General features: G+C 60.8%; 18 protein-coding genes. 13 read left to right on the forward strand and 5 right to left on the reverse strand.

Annotated features, from left to right (window positions below; all coding sequences use genetic code 11):
* Positions 1–99: 99 nt before the first annotated feature.
* The 11 genes from ACST81_RS13800 (at position 100) to ACST81_RS13850 (ending at position 15,041) form a co-directional block, all read left to right on the forward strand.
* A complete protein-coding gene (locus ACST81_RS13800) occupies positions 100–1,128 on the forward strand; it encodes a LacI family DNA-binding transcriptional regulator (RefSeq protein WP_438748505.1) in 1,029 nt (342 codons plus the stop codon).
* Positions 1,129–1,277: 149 nt separating this feature from the next.
* A complete protein-coding gene (locus ACST81_RS13805; RefSeq protein ID WP_438748508.1) occupies positions 1,278–2,549 on the forward strand; it encodes an ABC transporter substrate-binding protein in 1,272 nt (423 codons plus the stop codon).
* 100 nt (positions 2,550–2,649) lie between these two features.
* Positions 2,650–3,549, forward strand: a complete 900-nt coding sequence (locus tag ACST81_RS13810; RefSeq protein WP_438748510.1) for a carbohydrate ABC transporter permease — start codon at positions 2,650–2,652, stop codon at positions 3,547–3,549.
* Positions 3,549–4,373: a carbohydrate ABC transporter permease gene (locus ACST81_RS13815; RefSeq protein ID WP_438748512.1), complete on the forward strand. Its 825-nt coding sequence runs from the start codon at positions 3,549–3,551 to the stop codon at positions 4,371–4,373. The genes ACST81_RS13810 and ACST81_RS13815 overlap by 1 nt, the downstream gene beginning before the upstream one ends.
* A gap of 8 nt (positions 4,374–4,381) precedes the next feature.
* Positions 4,382–6,622 (forward strand): glycoside hydrolase family 2 protein, encoded by a 2,241-nt coding sequence (locus tag ACST81_RS13820; RefSeq protein WP_438748515.1) that lies wholly within the window; start codon positions 4,382–4,384, stop codon positions 6,620–6,622.
* Between the two features lie 34 nt (positions 6,623–6,656).
* Positions 6,657–7,739, forward strand: coding sequence for an ABC transporter ATP-binding protein (locus ACST81_RS13825; protein WP_438748517.1), 1,083 nt, complete (start codon positions 6,657–6,659; stop codon positions 7,737–7,739).
* 37 nt (positions 7,740–7,776) lie between these two features.
* Positions 7,777–9,783, forward strand: a complete 2,007-nt coding sequence (locus ACST81_RS13830) for an aldo/keto reductase (RefSeq protein ID WP_438748520.1) — start codon at positions 7,777–7,779, stop codon at positions 9,781–9,783.
* Between the two features lie 78 nt (positions 9,784–9,861).
* Positions 9,862–11,082, forward strand: coding sequence for a 2Fe-2S iron-sulfur cluster-binding protein (locus ACST81_RS13835; protein ID WP_438748522.1), 1,221 nt, complete (start codon positions 9,862–9,864; stop codon positions 11,080–11,082).
* On the forward strand, positions 11,079–13,058 hold the full coding sequence (locus tag ACST81_RS13840) for a mechanosensitive ion channel family protein (protein WP_438748524.1): 1,980 nt from the start codon (positions 11,079–11,081) through the stop codon (positions 13,056–13,058). The genes ACST81_RS13835 and ACST81_RS13840 overlap by 4 nt, the downstream gene beginning before the upstream one ends.
* A 67-nt stretch (positions 13,059–13,125) precedes the next feature.
* Positions 13,126–14,421 (forward strand): NAD(P)/FAD-dependent oxidoreductase, encoded by a 1,296-nt coding sequence (locus ACST81_RS13845; RefSeq protein WP_438748526.1) that lies wholly within the window; start codon positions 13,126–13,128, stop codon positions 14,419–14,421.
* 206 nt (positions 14,422–14,627) lie between these two features.
* Positions 14,628–15,041 carry a DUF4864 domain-containing protein gene (locus tag ACST81_RS13850; RefSeq protein ID WP_438753558.1) on the forward strand — a complete coding sequence of 138 codons (414 nt, stop codon included), beginning with the start codon at positions 14,628–14,630 and terminating at the stop codon, positions 15,039–15,041.
* A 42-nt stretch (positions 15,042–15,083) separates the two neighbouring features.
* Here ACST81_RS13850 and tgt read toward each other — a convergent pair whose 3' ends face one another.
* The 5 genes from tgt to coaD all read right to left on the reverse strand — a co-directional run bounded on the left by tgt (position 15,084) and on the right by coaD (position 19,031).
* On the reverse strand, positions 15,084–16,214 hold the full coding sequence (gene tgt, locus ACST81_RS13855; RefSeq protein WP_438748529.1) for a tRNA guanosine(34) transglycosylase Tgt: 1,131 nt from the start codon (positions 16,212–16,214) through the stop codon (positions 15,084–15,086).
* Positions 16,211–17,305, reverse strand: a complete 1,095-nt coding sequence (gene queA, locus ACST81_RS13860) for a tRNA preQ1(34) S-adenosylmethionine ribosyltransferase-isomerase QueA (RefSeq protein ID WP_438748531.1) — start codon at positions 17,303–17,305, stop codon at positions 16,211–16,213. Before queA ends, tgt begins: the two co-directional genes overlap by 4 nt.
* A gap of 79 nt (positions 17,306–17,384) precedes the next feature.
* Positions 17,385–17,894, reverse strand: a complete 510-nt coding sequence (locus ACST81_RS13865; RefSeq protein ID WP_062581121.1) for a peptidylprolyl isomerase — start codon at positions 17,892–17,894, stop codon at positions 17,385–17,387.
* A 44-nt stretch (positions 17,895–17,938) separates the two neighbouring features.
* Positions 17,939–18,508, reverse strand: a complete 570-nt coding sequence (locus ACST81_RS13870; protein WP_438748534.1) for a peptidylprolyl isomerase — start codon at positions 18,506–18,508, stop codon at positions 17,939–17,941.
* A gap of 28 nt (positions 18,509–18,536) precedes the next feature.
* On the reverse strand, positions 18,537–19,031 hold the full coding sequence (gene coaD, locus ACST81_RS13875) for a pantetheine-phosphate adenylyltransferase (RefSeq protein ID WP_438748535.1): 495 nt from the start codon (positions 19,029–19,031) through the stop codon (positions 18,537–18,539).
* 170 nt (positions 19,032–19,201) lie between these two features.
* Between coaD and ACST81_RS13880 the strand changes: the two genes are divergently transcribed.
* Together ACST81_RS13880 and ACST81_RS13885 are read left to right on the forward strand one after the other, a co-directional pair.
* Positions 19,202–19,378, forward strand: a complete 177-nt coding sequence (locus ACST81_RS13880) for a hypothetical protein (RefSeq protein WP_438748538.1) — start codon at positions 19,202–19,204, stop codon at positions 19,376–19,378.
* Positions 19,379–19,389: 11 nt separating this feature from the next.
* Positions 19,390–19,530 carry a hypothetical protein gene (locus ACST81_RS13885; protein ID WP_438748540.1) on the forward strand — a complete coding sequence of 47 codons (141 nt, stop codon included), beginning with the start codon at positions 19,390–19,392 and terminating at the stop codon, positions 19,528–19,530.
* Positions 19,531–19,591: the final 61 nt, after the last annotated feature.

Consider the following 19,591-nt stretch of genomic DNA (forward strand, 5'->3'; position numbering starts at 1 on the left):
GAGCGAGCGCGATCTGCCACCGTCTGCTGAAACAGACTGGCCAAGATATTTTGGACATGGGACTTGATACGCACCCGGCTCCGGGTGCAACAAGGTGGCATGGTAACTATCAAGGAAATTGCCGAGGCTGTTGGCGTGTCGTCCGCCACGGTTTCCCGTGTTCTCAATTATGACGCCACGCTCGCCGTCTCGGCCAAGAAGCGCCAGGCGATCATCGAGACGGCGGAAGCGCTGAATTATGCGACGCCCCGCGCCCGCAACCGGACGAATGGCGTGCAGCACGCGCTGGTGCCCGGCGCCGGCAAGATCGCGCTCGTCCATTTCCTGAGGCCCGCGCAGGAACTGGTCGACCCCTATTATATCGGCGTGCGGCTCGGCATCGAGAATCGCTGCCAGGCGCTGAAGATCGAGGTGGTGAAGGTCTACCACACCGACAGCCTTCCCGAACCGAACCTGCTGCAGGGCGCGTCGGGCGTCATCGCCGTTGGCAAGCACAGCGAGGAGGAAATCGCTTGGCTGCGCAGCCACAGCCGCCATCTCGTCTTTGCAGATTTCTCGACGCCGTCCGAAACCGACGACTGCGTCGAGAGCAATGTGTCGCTGGCCATGCACAAGCTGATCAGTGCCCTCTCGGCCATGAACTATCGCCGCATCGGCTTCATCGGCTGGGCCGAGCATCTCGACGGCTTGCCGCATCTGCAGGGAGAGAAACGCTGCATCGCCTATACGAAATGGATGAAGGACGCCGGGCTCTTCGAGGAAGGCCTTTGCCTGACAGAACCGCTGACGCAGGACAGCGGTTATACGCTGGCCCACGCCATCATGAACCAGCAGAACCCACCGGATTTGCTGATCACCTGTAATGACAACATGGCGATCGGCGCCTATCGAGCCATGCAGGAGCTTGGCCTGCGCATTCCCGACGATATCGCCATTGCAAGCTTCAACGATATTCCCGTCGCGCAATTCCTGTCGCCGCCCTTGTCGACCGTCAAGCTGCCGGCCGAACTGATCGGCGAGACTGCCGTCGACATGCTGCTCGAACGGTTCTCCGGTCGGGAGCTTGGAAAAAAAGTCACGCTTGCCACCGAACTGGTGTGGAGAAACAGCACCCGCTCGCCGGAATAATCCGACATTTCAAAGCGAATACAGAGGCTTGCTCCATTTTTCAGGCCCTTAGTAAAAATTTACTGAAAATATTGCATCCGTCCGCATTTTAGGGAATACTCTTGTTGGAGGTGGAACAATCCGCCTTGGGAGCCTTCTGGGAGGAAGCAATGTATCACACAGTCACGTCACGCTTCGCGCGTGTCATCGGCCTTGCCATGGGCGTCAGCGTTCTGGCGGTTGCCGCGGCGCAGGCCAAGGAAATCACCGTCTGGTGCTGGGACCCGAATTTCAACGTCGCGATCATGAAGGAAGCCGGCGAGCGCTATCAGAAGACGCACCCGGATGTTACCCTGAACATCGTCGACTTCGCCAAGCTCGATGTCGAGCAGAAGCTCCAGACCGCGCTCTCCTCGGGCGTGACGGACGCCCTGCCCGATATCGTCCTGATCGAGGACTACGGCGCGCAAAAATACCTGCAGTCCTTCCCGGGCGCCTTCGCGGCCCTGTCGGACACGGTCGATTATTCCGGATTCGCGCCCTACAAGGTGCAACTGATGACCATGGAAGGCAAGGTCTACGGCATGCCGTTCGATTCCGGTGTCACCGGCATGTATTACCGCAAGGATTATCTCGAGCAGGCCGGTTTCAAGCCCGAAGACATGCAGGGCATCACCTGGGATCGCTATATCGAGATCGGCAAGCAGATTGAAGCCAAGACCGGCAAGAAGATGATGGGTCTGGATCCCAATGATGCCGGCCTGATCCGCATCATGATGCAGTCCGGTGGCCAGTGGTATTTCGATGCCGAAGGCAAACCCAACATCGTCGGCAATGCCGCGCTCAAGGCCGCGCTTGAAACCGAAGGCAAGCTGATCGCGGCCGGCATTACCAAGCCGGCGACCGGCTGGGCCGACTGGGTCGGAACCTTCACCTCGGGCGACGTTGCCTCGGTCATCACCGGCGTGTGGATCACCGGCACGGTCAAGGCGCAGGCGGACCAGTCCAACAAGTGGGGCGTCGCGCCAATCCCGAGCCTCGGCATCGAGGGCGCGTCCAACGCGTCCAACCTTGGCGGCTCCAGCTGGTACGTTCTCGAAAGCTCGGCCGAAAAGGCTGAAGCGATCGACATGCTGAACGAGGTCTATGGCAAAGACGTCGATTTCTACCAGAAGATCCTCCAGGATCGCGGCGCGGTCGGCTCCCTTCTGGCGGCGCGCGGCGGCGCTGCCTATGAAGCGCCGGATGCCTTCTTCGGCGGCGAAAAAGTCTGGCAGAACTTCTCCGACTGGCTGGCCAAGGTTCCGGCAGTCAATTACGGCGTCTTCACCAACGAGGCGGACGCAGCAGTGACCGCCCAGCTTCCGGCCCTCACCAAGGGCACGCCGGTGGACGACATCCTGAAGGCGATCGACAGCGAAGTCGCGGCCCAGATCCAGTAAGAAGCACCGAGCGCCCGGGCAGGTTGATCATCAGCCTGCCCGTCAAGGCCGCGCGGTTGCGCGTCCCCTTCCCGTGCCCACGGTCATTCTGGAGAAAACGATGGCGGTCCTGCGAGCCGGCGGCGGTGTCCGTCGCTACTACAATATCAATGGTTGGCTGTTCGTCGCCCCTGCCCTGGGTCTCATCGGCGTCTTCATGGTCTATCCGATCTTCTGGTCGCTGTGGATGTCGTTCCAGACCGGCAAGGGACTGACCACGAAATTCGGCGGTTTCGCCAATATCATCCGCCTCTGGAACGATCCGGTCTTCATCAAGGCACTGTCGAACACGACGATCTTTTTCGTCATCCAGGTGCCGATCATGCTGACGCTGGCGCTGATCGTCGCGGCGGCGCTCAACAATCCCAACCTGAAGGGCCGCAGCTTTTTCCGCACTGCGATCTTCCTGCCCTGCGTCACCTCGCTCGTCGCCTATTCCGTCCTGTTCAAGAGCATGTTTTCCGCCGACGGTGTCGTCAATGGCGCGCTTGAAGCGCTGCACATTATTTCATCGCCGATCCCGTGGCTCACCGATCCCTTCTGGGCAAAAACCCTGATCATCATCGCCATCACCTGGCGCTGGACCGGCTACAACATGATCTTCTACCTCTCGGCGATGCAGAACATCGACAAGTCGATCTATGAGGCGGCGCGCATCGACGGCATCTCCGCGCGCGGGCGGTTCCTTTACATCACCATCCCTATGCTGAAGCCGGTCATCCTGTTCACCATGGTCACCTCCACTATCGGCACGCTGCAACTCTTTGATGAAGTCTACAACTTCACCGAGGGCAAGGGCGGTCCGTCGAACGAGACGCTGACCCTGTCGCTCTACATCTATAACCTGACCTTCAAGTTCATGCCGAGCTTCGGTTATGCCGCGACGGTATCCTATGTCATCGTCGTTATGGTCGCCCTGCTCGCCTTCCTGCAATTCCATGCCACCAGGGAGCGCGATTGATGTTTTCCGACCGCACCACCGCGCTGCTTTCGAGCATCGCCACCTACCTGCTGCTCGGCTTCGTCGCCTTCCTCTCGGTCTTCCCGTTCCTCTGGATGGCGATCGGTGCAACCAATACCTCGATCGACGTGATCAACGGCAAACCCACCTTCGGCTCGGCACTCGTGACCAACATCACCGGCTTCTTCACCCAGGTGGACGTGCCGCTGGTCTTCTGGAACACCGCCAAGATCGCCATCATCAGCACGGTCCTGACGCTCGCGATCTCGTCGCTTGCCGGATACGGGTTCGAGATGTTCCGGTCCCGCGTGCGCGAGCGGATTTACCAGTTCATGCTGCTGACGCTGTTCATTCCGTTCGCGGCGTTGATGATCCCGCTGTTCATCATCATGGGCCGGGCAGGACTGATCAACACCCATATCGCAGTCATGCTGCCGGTCATCGCGTCGGCCTTCATGATCTTCTACTTCCGCCAGAGCACGAAGGCCTTTCCCTCCGAGCTTCGTGACGCCGCCAAGGTCGATGGATTGAAGGAATGGCAAATCTTCCTGTTCATCTATGTGCCGGTGATGCGCTCGACCTATGCGGCGGCCTTCATCATCGTCTTCATGCTGAGCTGGAACAACTATCTCTGGCCGCTGATCGTGCTGCAATCGAACGACACCAAGACCATCACGCTGGTGATCTCGTCATTGGCCTCGGCCTACTACCCCGATTTCGGCGTCGTGCTGGTCGGCACCGTCTTTGCCACGCTCCCGACCCTCCTCGTTTTCTTTCTCATGCAAAAGCAGTTCGTCCAGGGAATGCTGGGCTCCGTCAAATAGGAATGATGATGCGTACGATTACCAATTTCAACGAAGGCTGGACGTTCCACGAAGGCTTTTCCGACGTGCTGACAACGGCGTTTCAGGATGGCAAGGCGATCAGCCTGCCGCACAATGCCGTGGATGTCGCCTTCAACTATTTCGACGAAACCTGCTATCAGCGCGCCTTCACCTACCAAAAGCACCTGCCCTGGAGCGCGGACTTCGCCGGCAAGGAAGTCTCCCTCGTCTTCGATGCGGCGATGGCCGATTCCGTCGTCTATCTCAACGGTCAGCAGGTCATCGCCCACAGGGATGGCTATACGCCGTTCGAGGCACGGCTGACCGGTCTTCTCAAAGACGGCGACAATCTGCTCACCGTCAAGATCGACGGCAGCGAAAACCCGGAAATTCCGCCCTTTGGCGGCCGTATCGACTATCTGACCTATGCCGGCATCTACCGTGACGTCTGGCTGAAGGTCGCAGGCCCCGTCTCGATCGGCAACCTGAAGATCGAGACGCAGAACGTGCTGTCGGAAGAGAAGTCCGTGTCGGTGCGCTGCGACCTCCGGAACCCTGAAAATGTCGCGTTCACCGGCACGTTGACGGTCGCGCTGGAGGATGCCGGCGGCGCGGTCCTGCGCCAGGAAACCATCCCTGCCCTGCACGGCGCGGTTGTCAACCTGGATGAGTTGGAAAGCCTGTCGCTCTGGGACATCGACAGCCCGGTTCTCTACACAATCACCGCGACGCTTCAGACCGACAAGGGCGACGACGCGCTTACCTCCACCTTCGGCTTCCGGACCGCCGAATTCACCGTCGATGGTTTCCTGCTCAACGGTCGCCCCCTCAAGATTCGCGGTCTCAATCGCCATCAGGCGTTCCCCTATATCGGCTACGCGATGGGACGGTCGGCGCAGGAGCGCGATGCCGAACTGATGAAGAACACGCTGAAGTGCAACCTTGTTCGCACCTCGCACTATCCGCAGTCAAAGTGGTTCCTCGATCATTGCGATCGCATCGGCCTTCTGGTGTTCGAGGAAATCCCGGGCTGGCAGCATATCGGCGGCGAGACGTGGAAGAAGGAAGCGATCGAGAACGTCCGCCGGATGATCGAGCGGGACTGGAACCATCCGTCGATCATCATCTGGGGCGTGCGTATCAACGAGTCTCAGGATTCGCATGATTTCTATCTCGAAACCAACCGCCTAGCGCGCGAGCTGGACACCACCCGCCAGACCGGCGGCGTCCGCTACATCACCGACAGCGAGTTCCTCGAAGACGTCTACACGATGAACGACTTCATCCTCGGCAACGAGGAACTGCCGGGCAACAATCGCGGCCGGTTGGCGCTGCGCCCGCAGCAGGAATGCACAGGGCTCACCCGCAAAGTGCCCTACATGATCACCGAATTCGGCGGTCACATGTATCCGACCAAACGGTTCGACCAGGAACAACGCCAGGCGGAACATGTCCGCCGACATCTTGAGGTTTTGAACGCCAGCTATGGGGATCCGAGCATTTCCGGTGCCATCGGCTGGTGCATGTTCGACTACAACACCCACAAGGATTTCGGCTCCGGCGACCGCATCTGCCATCACGGCGTGATGGACATGTTCCGCGAACCGAAATTCGCGGCCTACGTCTATTCCAGCCAGTGCGATCCCTCCGATGAGGTGATCATGAAGCCGGTGACGTTCTGGGCACGCGGAGAGCGTAATATCGGCGGCGTGCTGCCGCTGATCGTTCTGACCAATTGCGATGAGGTCGAGCTTCGCTATGGCACGATCACCAAGCGCGTCGGCCCGGATCGCGAGGCCTTCCCGCACCTGCCGCACGCGCCCGTCGTGTTCGATCATCGTCATTTCACCAAGGACGAACTCGGCCTCTGGGGCATGCAGTGGGAGGACGTGAGCTTCACCGGCTTCATCGACGGCAAGCCGGTGGCGACGCTGAACATGGTGGCCGATCCGGTGCCGACGACGCTGGAGGTCGAGGCCGATACGGACACGGTTACTGCCCAAGGCCGCGACACGGTCCGCGTCATCGTCCGTGGGCTCGATCAGGTCGGCTCGATCGTCCCCTTCCTCAACGACATCGTGACAGTGAGCGTCGACGGCCCTGCCCGGCTGATTGGCCCAAGCACACTGACGCTTGCGGGCGGAACGACGGGTTTCTGGCTGGAATCGACCGGCGAGACGGGCGCGATCACGCTTCGCGTATCGAGCGAGCGTTTCGGCAGCCAAAGCCTTCCGCTCACGGCGGCATGACAGCGCACAAGAATAGACAAGGGCGAGGCACAGAATGAGCGACGTAAAACTGCAGGACATCAGGAAGGCCTTCGGCAACCTGGAGGTCATCAAGGGGGTCGATCTCGACATCAAGTCCGGCGAATTCGTCGTTTTCGTCGGCCCCTCCGGCTGCGGTAAATCCACGCTGCTGCGAATGATTGCTGGGCTGGAGGAGATCACCTCTGGCACGCTGGAGATCGGCGGCACAAGGATGAACGATGTTGATCCGTCGAAACGCGGCATCGCCATGGTGTTCCAGTCCTATGCGCTTTATCCGCACATGACGGTGCGCGAAAACATGGGCTTTGCCCTGCGTTTCGCCGGCGTTCCGAAGGCTGAGGTGGAAAAGCAGGTGGCCGAGGCCGCCCGCATCCTGGAACTCGAGCCGCTGCTTGATCGCAAGCCCAAGCAACTCTCCGGCGGCCAGCGCCAGCGCGTGGCCATCGGCCGGGCAATCGTGCGGCATCCCAACGTCTTTCTGTTCGACGAACCCCTGTCCAATCTCGATGCCGAACTGCGTGTGCATATGCGCATCGAGATTGCCCGGCTGCACAAGACGCTCGCTACGACGATGATCTACGTCACGCACGATCAGGTCGAAGCCATGACCCTCGCCGACAAGATCGTCGTGCTGCGCGCCGGCTTGGTCGAGCAGGTCGGCTCGCCGCTCACCCTCTATGACGATCCGGCAAACCTGTTCGTCGCCGGGTTCATCGGCTCGCCGAAGATGAACTTTTTCAAGGGTATCGTGGCCGCCGCAAACAACGGCACGGTGAAGGTCGAACTGCCGGATCTCGGCGGCGCGTCGATCGAGATCAGGCTGGAGGCAAGCAGCATTGCCGCCGGAACGGCCGTGACGGTCGGTGTACGGCCGGAACACTTTGAAAACACGGGATCGGCTGCGCTGAACCTGACGATTGACATGCTGGAGCACCTGGGCGGCGAGACATTCGCCTATGCCCGTCACGGCAGCGGCGATCTCGTCATCATCGAGACCAAACACGGGCGCGACCTCAAGACGGGCGACACGATCCAGGCGAAATTCGATCCGGCGCGGGCGCTCCTGTTCGACGCGGCCGGCAAGCGCATTCGCTGATGACCGCATAACTTTATCGGATTGGAAGGCAGTTATCATGGCAGACAAGGTAAGATGGGGCATTCTCGGCCCGGGTGGGATCGCCAAGGACTTTTTCGCCGGGGTCGCCGGTTCGGAAACCGGCGTTGTCGCGGCGATCGGAACTCGCAATCCCGGTAAGCTCGGGCTTGATGACACCTTTTCCGGCGCCCGCATTATCGACGGCTATGAGGCACTGCTGGCCGATCCGGATATCGATGCAATCTACATTGCCGTCCCGCACCCGTATCATGCGCAATGGGCGATCAAGGCGGCCGAGCATGGCAAGCATGTGCTCTGCGAAAAGCCGATCGGGCTTTCTTCCGCCGAGGCCGATGCCATGTTCACGGCCGCCGAGGCGGCCGGCACGTTCCTCGGCGAAGCCTATATGTACCGGCTACATCCGCTGGTCGCCAAGCTTGTCGAGACCCTGAAATCCGGCGTGATCGGCGATATCCGCCTGATCAAATCGAGCTTTGGCTTTGCGGTGACGCCGCCCAAGCCGGAACACCGGCTGTTTTCGAATGCGCTGGCCGGCGGCGGTATCCTGGATGTCGGTGGTTATCCTGTATCCATGGCCCGGCTGATTGCCGGCCTGAATACGGAATCCGGCTTCCTGGATCCGGATAAGGTCGTGGCGGCGGGTCATCTCGGCGAAACCGGTGTCGATGAGTGGACGTCCGCGGTGCTGCATTTTCCGAACGGCATCATCGCCGAAGTGTCCTGCTCGATATCGCTGGCGCAGGACAATCTCCTGACCATCCTCGGCACCAAGGGCCGCATCGAGATCGATCAGTTCTGGTTTGCCGGCGGCAAGTCGGGCGGAACGGCGACGATCCATGTGATCGGCAGTGACGGCGCGCGCAACCGGATCGACGTGACCGAAGAGCGGCATCTCTACAGTTTCGAGGTCGATGCGGTGGGTGCGGCAATCGCCGCCGGGCAGACGCAATTCACCTTCCCCGGCATGGGCCGCAACGACACGCTTGGAAACCTCAGGACCATGGACCGCTGGCGCGCGGCCATCGGGCTCGAATATGAAATCGAGAAACCGTCCGTCACCCGGCACACGATCCGGGGTGACATCCTGCAGGTTAGGAACAACCGCATCCCGCGCGGCCACATTCCGGGGCTTATACCGGAGACTTCGCTGGCGGCACTCGGCTTTCTTGAACTGGGCAGTATTTCGAGCGTGGCGATCATGCTCGACGCCTTCTATGAGGCGGGCGGCAACCTGTTCGACACGGCCTTCCATTACGGCAACGGCAAGCCGGAGGCGCAGATCGGCGAATGGATGCAAAGCCGCGGTGTGCGGCAACAGTCCGTCATCATTGCCAAGGGAGCGCATTCGCCGCTCTGCTATCCGGATGTCATCGCCAAGCAGTTGACCGTCAGCCTTGACCGCATGAAGACGGATTACGTCGATATCTATTTTATGCACCGCGACAATCCGGACGTGCCCGTCGGCGAATTTGTCGATGCCATGGATGCGGAAGTGAAGGCCGGGCGCATCCGCGGCCCCTTCGGTGGATCGAACTGGACGCGCGAGCGCATGGACGCGGCAATCGCTTATGCCGAGCGGACCGGCAAGACAAAACCCAGCGTGCTATCGAACAACTTCTCGCTCGCCGAAATGGTCAACCCGGTTTGGGATGGCTGCATCGCCTCTTCCGACAGCGCATGGAAGGAGTGGCTGGCCTCCCGCAAGGTCACCAATTTCGCCTGGTCGAGCCAGGCCCGCGGGTTCTTCACCGATCGCGCCGGGCCGGACAAATTCGACGATCCGGAACTGGCCAACAGCTGGTATTCGCCTACCAATTTCGCCCGGCGCGAACGGGCCACAATCCTTGCCGCCCGGCTCGGCAAGGATCCGATCCAGGTCGCGCTCGCCTATGTGCTTGCCCAACCGTTCGGCGTCATCCCGCTGATCGGCCCGCGCTCGCTCGGTGAACTCCACCACAGCATCGCCGCCTTCGACATCGAGCTGTCGCCAGAGGATGTGCGCTGGCTGGAACACGGCGACTGACGCGCGCCGCGAAAGCCCTTGTATTATGACGGGTGACAATGCCCGATCGTTCATCCTAATATTAGCAAGAATAGTCGCTTGTGGGGGATCGATCGGGCAAACATGGTCTGGAGCGGCAAACAGCGCAGCACGAACTCCCTTGACCTATCGATCCGGTCCGCTCGCCTGTTTTCAGGCCTGATCCTCAGCGCATTCGTGCTCACTCATCTGTTCAATCTGTCGCTCGGCCTCGTTTCGCTGGACGCGATCGACGCCTGGCGCGGTGTGCTGATGGCGCCCTGGCGAAGTGCCGCGGGCAGCATTTTTCTCGCGCTTGCCGCTCTCGTTCACGCCGGTATCGGCCTCTACACGATTTCCAGGCGCCGCAGCCTGACTTTGAGCCGGATCGACGTGGTGCAGATCATCCTCGGCGTGCTGACGCCGCCGCTCCTGATCACGCATGTCCTGACGCTGCGTGTAACCAGCATCATCGTTTCCGATTTCGACGCAAGTTATGCCTTGATCCTATCTGTCTACTGGAGCCTCGCCCCGACCTATGCGTTCCAGCAATTGTTCGTCGTCGTGATTGTCTGGGTCCACGCGGCCATCGGGTTTTATTCCTGGATTGCGATACGGCCCATCTGGCCAAGGCTGCGAAATTTCGTACTGCCGGTGTTGTTCCTGGTTCCGATCCTCGCGCTCCTCGGCTTCGTCGAAGCTGGCAAGGAAATCCTCGATCGGCTTGAGAATGACCCGAACTGGATAGAGTATGTCCGTGCAGCCCAACGGCTCTACAGCCAGGCCGCACCGACCCTTGATGCGATCAACCTCAATGTCGTGTTCGGCTATTGGATCATTGTCATCGGCGCATTCTTGAGCTGGGCCATACGCATCTACGCGGGCCGTTCGCGGCAGGTCCGCATCCTCTATGAAGACGAAGCGATCGCGGACGGCAGAAGCGGGCTTTCGCTGCTGGAGATCAGCCTTTCGAGCGGCATTCCGCATGCCCATATCTGCCAGGGACGCGGCCGGTGCGGGACCTGTCGGATCGAAATCCTCCAGGGTGGCCAGAACCTGACGCCGCAAACCGATCAGGAAACGAAGACACTCGCCCACCTTCACGCGGATGATGGAACGCGGCTTGCCTGTCAGGCACGGCTGTTGCGCGGAGAAGTATCGGTTGCGCGGCTTCTGCCTGCCTATGCAGATATCACGGCCGCGCAGGCCCCGGAAGATTGGGAGCAGAAGGACAGCCGCCCAGCGATCGAGGAAATTGTTCCGGTGCCGGTCAGTTTGCCGATGGAGGGAGCCGCGTCTTGAAGACCTCCACTCGCTTTATCCTCGCCCCGATCATCTTTGCCACCACGGCAACATTGGCCAATGCACAGGTACCGTCGACTGACATCGCCGGTATAACGCTGACGCTGCTCGACCAACTTTCCGGCCGCACCGACGCCATCGCCGCCAGCTTCGCGGCCGCACCGCTGGAGTGGGAGACAGCGCGGGAGGCTTTTTCCAAAGCCATGCTCAGCGGCGGTGGGGTGCGGAGCTTCACCTATGTTCTGCTTCTCCTGATGATCGGCCTCGGGCTCGAATGGTATTACTGGACCTATAGCTACGCCTCGCTGCGGGTCCTGTTGAATGTCGAACCGGCCTCCCCACGCCAGACGTTGCTGTTCGGGTTTCGCCGCTTCTGGCTCGCCGGTTTCGGTCTGCTGTTCTTTGCTGTCGCTGCAGTCGGCTCGACCTCCGCCTTCGTCTGGCCGCCCGGCGTGCACGATATCGTCGTGACGGTGACGCTCGCCATCGTGATGTTTCGCCTGTCCGTCATCGTTGCGAATATCGTGCTGTCGCCCGGCGCGCCGCAACTCCGCCTCGTGCCGCTGCCGGACCGAACCGCTCTTATCCTGATGGTGGGCTTGACCCTGCTCGCAGCGGCCGGCTCCATCGCCTGGTTTATTCCATCCGTGATCGCACGCATCGCAGACGCGCCCCATCTGGCGCAGGCACTGCGGATCGGCCTTGGCACGCTTATCGCGGCCGCGTTACTGGCGGCCTGCCTGCTTCTGCTGCGCGGACGCGAGAAGATATTGGCGGAACGACGCCGGGGAGGGCTGCCGAAATTTCCACGGGCGCTGGCATCGGCAACGCTGGTCGTTATCATCTATGGTTTCTGGCTTTTCGGCAATTCCGCCGCTGCGGTTATCCTGGCCACCATCGTCGTCGTGATCGCGCTGCAGATATCGCTGCGCGCCATGGTGTTCTACTTCTGGCGCGACAGGGCCATTGCCGAGGAGATCACGGCTGAAGCGCCGAATGGTGAAGAGTACGACGAACCGGCCGACCCCGAACTTGCCCCGTCGATCATCCTGCCGGCCGTCCGGCTTGCGGTTGTGCTCATAGGCCTTGCCGTCTGCGCGCTTGCCGTCGATATGCCCTTTGCCGGGATGGCGACCTCCGAAAGCCCACTGGCGCGGTTCTGCTTCCGTTTGCTCGGGGTCGCGGCGTTGGCGCTGCTTGCCAATGTCGCCTGGATTACCGTCCGCACCACGATCGATTATCGCCTGGCGACCATCGACAAGACGGACGAGCACGAACAGCCCGGTCCCGGCGCACGTTTGCTGACCTTGCTGCCGATCCTCAGAACGACGGCTGCGAGTATCATCACCATCATGCTCGTCCTGTCGGGGTTATGGACCCTTGGCCTCGAAATTACGCCGCTTCTCGCCGGCGCTGGCGTCGTTGGCCTTGCCTTCGGCTTCGGCGCGCAGTCGCTGGTGCAGGATGTCATCACCGGCATCTTCTACCTCGCCGAGGATACATTCCGCGTCGGCGAATATATCGAGAGCGGCTCCTCGACCAAGGGGACCGTCGAGAAACTGACGCTCCGCACGGTGGCGCTTCGCCATCACAACGGTCCTCTGCATTTCGTGCCTTACGGCACACTTGGAACCGTGCGCAACACCTCGCGCGACTGGGTCATCGAGAAGTTCAACCTGCCGCTGCCAGTCGAGGTGGACAGCGAGAAGGTCCGCAAACTGATCAAGCGCGTCGGCGAGGACATGATGGCCGACGAGGAACTCGGGCCGCTGATCCAGCAGCCGTTGAAGGGAAAGCTCTACCGGGTCGAACCCGGCATCAAGATCTTTCGTTGCAACTTCCGCACCGCGCCGGGAAACCAGTTCACGGTGCGCGCCGCCGCCTACAAGCGCATCGAGGCGGCGATGAGCGCCGCCGGCATCAGCTATGCCGGCAATGTCCCCGTGACAAGGACGCTTGAGCCATCCGGGGCTTAGGGACACCCCGCTTTTCAAACTTAACAAGCTATGGGATGGTTTGCCACCATCCTATTGAAAGAGCAGCATGTCCGCCGATCTACTATCGTCTCTGCCGCCCAGCCTCTATGCCGATACGGCCCATGCGCCGCCGGTCACGCCGCCGCTTGACGGTGACCGGACCGTGTCCGTCGCCATTGTCGGCGGCGGTTTTGCCGGACTGTCGGCTGCCTTGCACCTGGCGGAGGCCGGTGTCGATACCTGCGTGCTCGAAGCCCATGAGCCCGGATGGGGCGCGTCGGGACGCAATGGCGGTCAGGTCAATCCCGGGCTGAAATTCAATCCGGATGAATTGCTCGCCCGCTTCGGCGACGATCTGGGGCGCCGCATGATCGCCATGGCTTGGGGTGCGCCGGACTTCACCTTCGACCTCATCCGCCGCCTTGGCATCAAGTGTGACGCCCGCCAAAACGGCACGCTGCGCGCCGCGACGAGCGCGGTCACCACTGACGCGGTGCGCGTGACCGCCGCCCAATACGCCGCGCACGGCATCCCGACGCGCCTTCTGGATGCGGATACGATGCGTTCAGCCACAGGCACCAACCGCTATCCCGCAGCCCTGCTTGATCCGCGCGGCGGCGATCTGCATCCGCTCAACTATGCGCGTGGTCTTGCCAGAGCCGCGCAGGCAGCTGGAGCAACCATTCACGGCGGGAGTCGGGTGATCTCTGCCAGACGGCAGGCCGGACACTGGAAACTGAAGACGGAGACGGCGTCCGTCACGGCAGACAAGTTGCTTGTCGTTACAAATGCTTATGCCGACGGCTTATGGCCTCGCTTGAAGCAATCTCTGGTGCCGATCTACAGTTCCATCGTTGCTACTGAACCCTTGCCCGACAGCTTGGCAGCGCGCATCCTGCCGCAACGCCCAGTGCTCTATGAAAGTGGTCATATCACCGTCTACTACCGGATCGATAGCGAGAACCGGCTGCTGATGGGCGGGCGCGGGCCACAGCGCTCGATCATGGGGCCGACCGGGGCGCTCGCCTATCTCCAGCGCTATGCCGTAGCGCTCTGGCCGGAACTCAAGGGTGTCCGCTGGACACATGCCTGGAACGGCCAGTTGGCGATCACCGCGGATCACCTGCCGCACCTGCATGCGCCGACTGATGACGTGTTGATCTATCTCGGCTGCAACGGCCGTGGTGTGGCCCTGGCGACCGCCATGGGCCAGCAACTCGCGCAGCGCTTGATCGACGGACCGTCGACAACCATCGACCTGCCCTTCAGTGATATCCAACCAATGCGCTTCCACGCCTTCTGGCCCATTGGGACGCATGCGGCCATGCTCTGGGGGCGGATGAAAGACCGGCTCGGGATCTGAATAACGCAGAAACTGCGCTAAGTTAGACATCACGGATAGTTGAGAAAATAGAATCGACTTTAGATACCGTCGTCAATTACCTGAAAATATGAAACTTAGTTGACTACGTTAATGTGATTTTCTCGCCAAGCCTGAAACCGTTTCAGCCCGACTGCCGTATCATGTCCACTGCCACGGAACATGGAGGAGATGGGGCGATGATCCAGATGTTGAGAGCCTGTGCATGCATAGCAATGCTCACGCTGCCTGCGACGGCGGCCCTTGCCGCTGAGCCGATCGACACGGCGCAGTCAATCATCCAGCAACAGATCGAAGCTTTCCTGAACGATGATGCGACGACCGCCTATTCCTTTGCCTCACCGCAAATCCAAGGCAAGTTTCCGGACAAGTCGATCTTCTTCGAGATGGTGAAGCGCGGCTATACGCCGGTCTATCGCCCCGGTAATTTCGCCTTCGGCCGCAGCAAGGTCGACGGCGGCACGGTCGTTCAGGAGGTCCTGATCTCCGGTCCCGACGGCAAGGACTGGACGGCGGTGTATTTCCTCGTCAAGCAGCCGGATGGCAGCTACAAGATCAACGGCGTGCAGATGCTGCAGCAGGCGCCCGGCCCCGAAATCTGAACGGGATCCGCTTTAAGACTGGCTAAACCGCTCCCTGCGGCCTCACAGGGGTGCGAGATCGCCTTGGCGCCACATCTCCTGTGTCTCTTCCATGAACGCACTGTAGCGGCCTTCCTCGATCGCCTGGCGGATGCCGGCCATCAGTTCCTGATAATAGGCCAGGTTGTTCCATGTCAGCAGCATACCGCCGAGCGATTCATCGGCCCGAACGAGGTGATGCAAATAGGCACGCGAATAGTCGCGCGAAGCCGGGCAGGACGACTGGTCGTCCAGCGGCCGGGTGTCTTCGGCATGGCGCGCATTGCGCAGGTTCACGCGTCCGCGCCGCGTGAAGGCCAGACCATGGCGACCGGCGCGGGTCGGCATGACGCAGTCGAACATATCGATGCCGCGCGCCACGGATTTCAGGATATCGTCGGGCGTGCCGACGCCCATCAGGTAGCGCGGCTTTTCCGCCGGCAGTTCCGGGCAGGTGATGTCGAGCATGTCCAGCATGACATCCTGCGGTTCACCGACGGCGAGGCCGCCAATGGCGTAGCCCTTGAGGTCGAGCGAGGACAGGGCCTGAGCGGAACGGACACGCAAAGCCGGCACATCGCCGCCTTGGACGATGCCGAACATCGCTTTGCCCGGCTGATCGCCAAAAGCCGTCTTGCAGCGGTCGGCCCAGCGCAGTGACATCTCCATTGCGCGTTCAATATCAGATGGTTCCGCCGGAAGCCTCACACATTCGTCGAGCTGCATCTGGATATCACTGTCGAGCATGCCCTGTATTTCTATCGACCGTTCCGGCGACATGTGATGCAGCGCGCCGTCGACATGGCTCTTGAATGTCACGCCCTTCTCGTCGAGCTTGCGCAGGCCGGCGAGCGACATGACCTGGAAGCCGCCGCTATCCGTCAGGATCGGATAGGGCCAGCGGATCAGTTCGTGCAGGCCTCCCAGCCGGGCGACACGCTCGGGACCCGGGCGCAGCATCAGGTGATAGGTGTTGCCGAGAATGATGTCGGCGCCGAGATCGCGCACCTGATCGAGATACATCGCCTTGACAGTGCCGACCGTCCCGACCGGCATGAAGGCTGGCGTGCGGATTTCGCCGCGCGGCATGGACACCGTGCCGCGACGCGCCTTGCCATCGGTTGCCTTGATGTTGAACTGGAATGTCTCGCTCATACGGTCTCGTTTCTGGGAATATCCCGGAACAGCAGGCTGGAATCGCCATAGGAATAGAAGCGGTAGCCGGCGTCGATGGCATGCGCATAGGCTTGCCGCATCGTTTCAAGGCCGCTGAAGGCCGAAACGAGCATGAACAGCGTCGACTTCGGCAGGTGAAAATTGGTCATGAGCACATCGACCGCGCGGAACCGGTAGCCCGGCGTGATGAAAATGCCCGTTGGTCCCGACCACGGATGGATCGATCCGTCCTCGCGCGAAGCGCTTTCGATCAGCCGCAGGGAGGTTGTGCCCACACAGACGATGCGGCCGCCCCTCGCCTTCACCGCGTTCAAGCGAGCGGCAACGTCGGCGCTGACATAACCGACTTCCTCGTGCATGACGTGATCCTCGGTATCATCGGCCTTCATCGGCAGGAACGTCCCGGCGCCGACATGCAGGGTCACGAAATGACGCTCGACACCAAGCGTATCGAGAGCGGCAAACAGGCGATCGGTGAAATGCAGACCGGCGGTCGGCGCGGCCACCGCACCCTCCTCGCGGGCATAAACCGTCTGGTAGTCCGTTCGGTCCTGCGCATCCTCGGGACGCTTCGAGGCGATATAAGGCGGCAGCGGAATATGGCCGACCGCGAGAATCGCTTCATCGAGCGCTGGCCCGGACAGGTCGAACCGCAGGGTCACCTCGCCCGCCTCGCCCTTTTCCTCAATGGTCGCATCCAGCGTGCCGAGCAAACAGGCATTCGAGCCATGGCCGAAGGCGATGCGGTCGCCCGGTTTCAGGCGCTTGGCCGGCCGTGCGAAGGCTTTCCAGCGGTCCGGCGCGGTTCGCATATGCAGGGTCAACGAGACTGCGGTGACCACATCTTCGCCGCGTCGCCGCAGTCCTTCGAGCTGCGCCGGGATCACCTTTGTGTCGTTGAAGACCAGCGCATCGCCGGGGCGCAGGAAGGATGGCAAGTCCATCACGCCATGATCAGAAAGCGGCTCACCGGGCCTCACGACAAGCAGGCGGGCGCTGTCACGCGGGCTTGCCGGCCTCAGCGCTATATTGTCCTCGGGGAGATCGAAATCGAACAGATCGACGCGCATTCCAAATCTTCTTTAAAAACGGCAAACCCGCCCCGACGCCCTTTGAAGGCAGCGGGACGGGTCTTGGCAATAGCCTGAATCAGGCGTTGGCAGCAAGTTTCATCGACACGATGCTGTCGGGATCCTTGACCGGTTCGCCCTTCTTGATGTTGTCGATCGTTTCCATGCCGGAAATGACCTGGCCCCAGACCGAATACTGCTTGTTCAGCCAGGGCGCGTCGGTGAAGCAGATGAAGAACTGCGAGTTGGCGGAGTTCGGCATCTGGCTGCGGGCCATCGAGCAGGTCCCGCGAACATGGCTCATGTTGGAAAACTCGGCCTTGAGGTCCGGCTTGTCGGAGCCGCCCATGCCGGCACGGGCCGGATTGAAGTCCTTGCCGCCCTTCTTGCCGTACTGCACGTCGCCGGTCTGCGCCATGAAGTCGTCGATGACGCGGTGGAAGACGACGCCGTCATAGGCACCTTCGGCGCACAGTTCCTTGATGCGGGCGACGTGGCCCGGCGCCAGGTCCGGCAGAAGCTGGATGACGACCTGCCCCTTGGTGGTTTCCATGATGATGGTGTTCTCGGGATCCTTGATCTCCGCCATGGCCTTCTCCTTCGTGTTATTCGTCAGGCGTGGTTGAATTGGGTTTACTTGCCGACCTTGACGCTGATCATCCGGTCGGGATCGGTGACGGAACCATTGTTGGCCTCATCGCCCATCTTGATCTTGTCGACATTCTCCATGCCCTCGACGACCTGACCGACGACCGTGTACTGGCCATTCAGGAAATCGCCCGGCGCGAACATGATGAAGAACTGCGAATTGGCCGAGTTCGGATCCTGGCTGCGGGCCATGCCCACCGTGCCGCGCGCGAACGGAACCTGGGAAAACTCGGCCTGAACGTCCGGCTTCGAGGAGCCGCCCATGCCGGCCATCTCGGGCTTGAAATCCTTTTCCATATTGCCGTACTGGACATCGCCGGTCTGCGCCATGAAGCCCGGGATGACGCGGTGGAAGGCGACATTGTTGTATTCGCCGGATTCCACCAGTTCCTTGATGCGGGCAACGTGCTTCGGCGCCACTTCCGGCAGGAGTTCGATCACCACCGGGCCGTCCTTCAGCTGGATCGTGATGTATTCCTTGGCCTGAGCGAAGGCATTGCTGGTCAGGGATGCGAGGACAACGGCGCCTGCGAAAGCGAGTTGGAGGATTTTCATGGTAGCTCCCGTGGAGTGAAAGAATACGTCAGGACTTGCGTTTGGTCTTGAGGGCCTGGTGAACGGCCTTGGGCACGAAGGCGCTGACATCGCCGCCCATCGCCGCGATCTGGCGGACCAATGTGGCGGTAATGGGCCGCGAGGCCGTTCCCGCCGGCAGAAACAAGGTCTGGATATCGGGCGCCATCTGCCGGTTCATGCCGGCCATCTGCATTTCATAATCCAGATCGGTTCCGTCACGCAGGCCGCGCACGAGAAGCGAGGCGCCGTTGCTGCGGGCGGCATCGACCACCAGATTGTCGAAGGAAACCACGGAGATGTCGCCTGCCCGGTCGGGCAGGAACTCGCCGAGCGAGCGCCGGATCAGGTCGGAACGCTCTTCAAACGAGAACAGCGGTGTCTTGCCGGGATGGATGCCGATGGCGACGATCACCGATGACGCCACATTCAAGGCCTGCACCAGCACATCGAGGTGACCGTTCGTCATCGGATCGAAGGAGCCGGGATAAAAAGCAGTTGTCATCGCATCCGTTTCCGTTTCGCAAGCCTTTTGTCACGGTCCGCGTGCAATCGCAAGGGAGCGTTCGTCTTGGCCCATCCCTGTTCCCCGGGAAACAGCGCGACTGACAGATCAAGACTAGAAAGAAGCTACGTTCACTGAGACGCCGACGACGACTTCGAGGCGCCCAGGTAATGAGCGGAACTTTTTTAGAACGCGGCCGTTATCTGGCTGAAAGGATCACGGTTATGGCACTTATTCTTCTCTCGATGACGATGTTTTTCGCAATGCTGTTCGCAACGGCACATGCACTGAGAAACGAAGCACGCGGCGACCGTTCCGGTCTTAACCGCGATCCATTGTTGAAATAGAGGAAGTCCGAATGGCAATCACCATGATGATCGTCTCGGCCGTAATCAGTATCGTGTTCCTGGTCGACTTTACAAAAACCATTCTTCAAGTTCAGCGCGACCGTGCTGTGATGAAGACCGGCACACCGGATACACGCGGTTTCAGCGTGTGACATTTATACTAAGAAAAATCTTTCGACAGCGGCAACCTCCAGTGCCAGCTGATATCAAAAA

The organism is Pararhizobium sp. O133 (assembly GCF_051669845.1).
Taxonomy (GTDB): Bacteria; Pseudomonadota; Alphaproteobacteria; order Rhizobiales; family Rhizobiaceae; genus Pararhizobium.

Excerpts from the sequence above, each read along its gene's own strand:
- ACST81_RS13800 (WP_438748505.1), top strand. The coding sequence starts at position 100 with ATGGTAACTATCAAGGAAATTGCCGAGGCTGTTGGCGTGTCGTCCGCC.
- ACST81_RS13805 (WP_438748508.1), top strand. The coding sequence starts at position 1,278 with ATGTATCACACAGTCACGTCACGCTTCGCGCGTGTCATCGGCCTTGCC.
- ACST81_RS13810 (WP_438748510.1), top strand. The coding sequence starts at position 2,650 with ATGGCGGTCCTGCGAGCCGGCGGCGGTGTCCGTCGCTACTACAATATC.
- ACST81_RS13815 (WP_438748512.1), top strand. The coding sequence starts at position 3,549 with ATGTTTTCCGACCGCACCACCGCGCTGCTTTCGAGCATCGCCACCTAC.
- ACST81_RS13820 (WP_438748515.1), top strand. The coding sequence starts at position 4,382 with ATGCGTACGATTACCAATTTCAACGAAGGCTGGACGTTCCACGAAGGC.
- ACST81_RS13825 (WP_438748517.1), top strand. The coding sequence starts at position 6,657 with ATGAGCGACGTAAAACTGCAGGACATCAGGAAGGCCTTCGGCAACCTG.
- ACST81_RS13830 (WP_438748520.1), top strand. The coding sequence starts at position 7,777 with ATGGCAGACAAGGTAAGATGGGGCATTCTCGGCCCGGGTGGGATCGCC.
- ACST81_RS13845 (WP_438748526.1), top strand. The coding sequence starts at position 13,126 with ATGTCCGCCGATCTACTATCGTCTCTGCCGCCCAGCCTCTATGCCGAT.
- ACST81_RS13850 (WP_438753558.1), top strand. The coding sequence starts at position 14,628 with ATGTTGAGAGCCTGTGCATGCATAGCAATGCTCACGCTGCCTGCGACG.
- tgt (WP_438748529.1), bottom strand. The coding sequence starts at position 16,214 with ATGAGCGAGACATTCCAGTTCAACATCAAGGCAACCGATGGCAAGGCG.
- queA (WP_438748531.1), bottom strand. The coding sequence starts at position 17,305 with ATGCGCGTCGATCTGTTCGATTTCGATCTCCCCGAGGACAATATAGCG.
- ACST81_RS13865 (WP_062581121.1), bottom strand. The coding sequence starts at position 17,894 with ATGGCGGAGATCAAGGATCCCGAGAACACCATCATCATGGAAACCACC.
- ACST81_RS13870 (WP_438748534.1), bottom strand. The coding sequence starts at position 18,508 with ATGAAAATCCTCCAACTCGCTTTCGCAGGCGCCGTTGTCCTCGCATCC.
- coaD (WP_438748535.1), bottom strand. The coding sequence starts at position 19,031 with ATGACAACTGCTTTTTATCCCGGCTCCTTCGATCCGATGACGAACGGT.
- ACST81_RS13880 (WP_438748538.1), top strand. The coding sequence starts at position 19,202 with ATGAGCGGAACTTTTTTAGAACGCGGCCGTTATCTGGCTGAAAGGATC.
- ACST81_RS13885 (WP_438748540.1), top strand. The coding sequence starts at position 19,390 with ATGGCAATCACCATGATGATCGTCTCGGCCGTAATCAGTATCGTGTTC.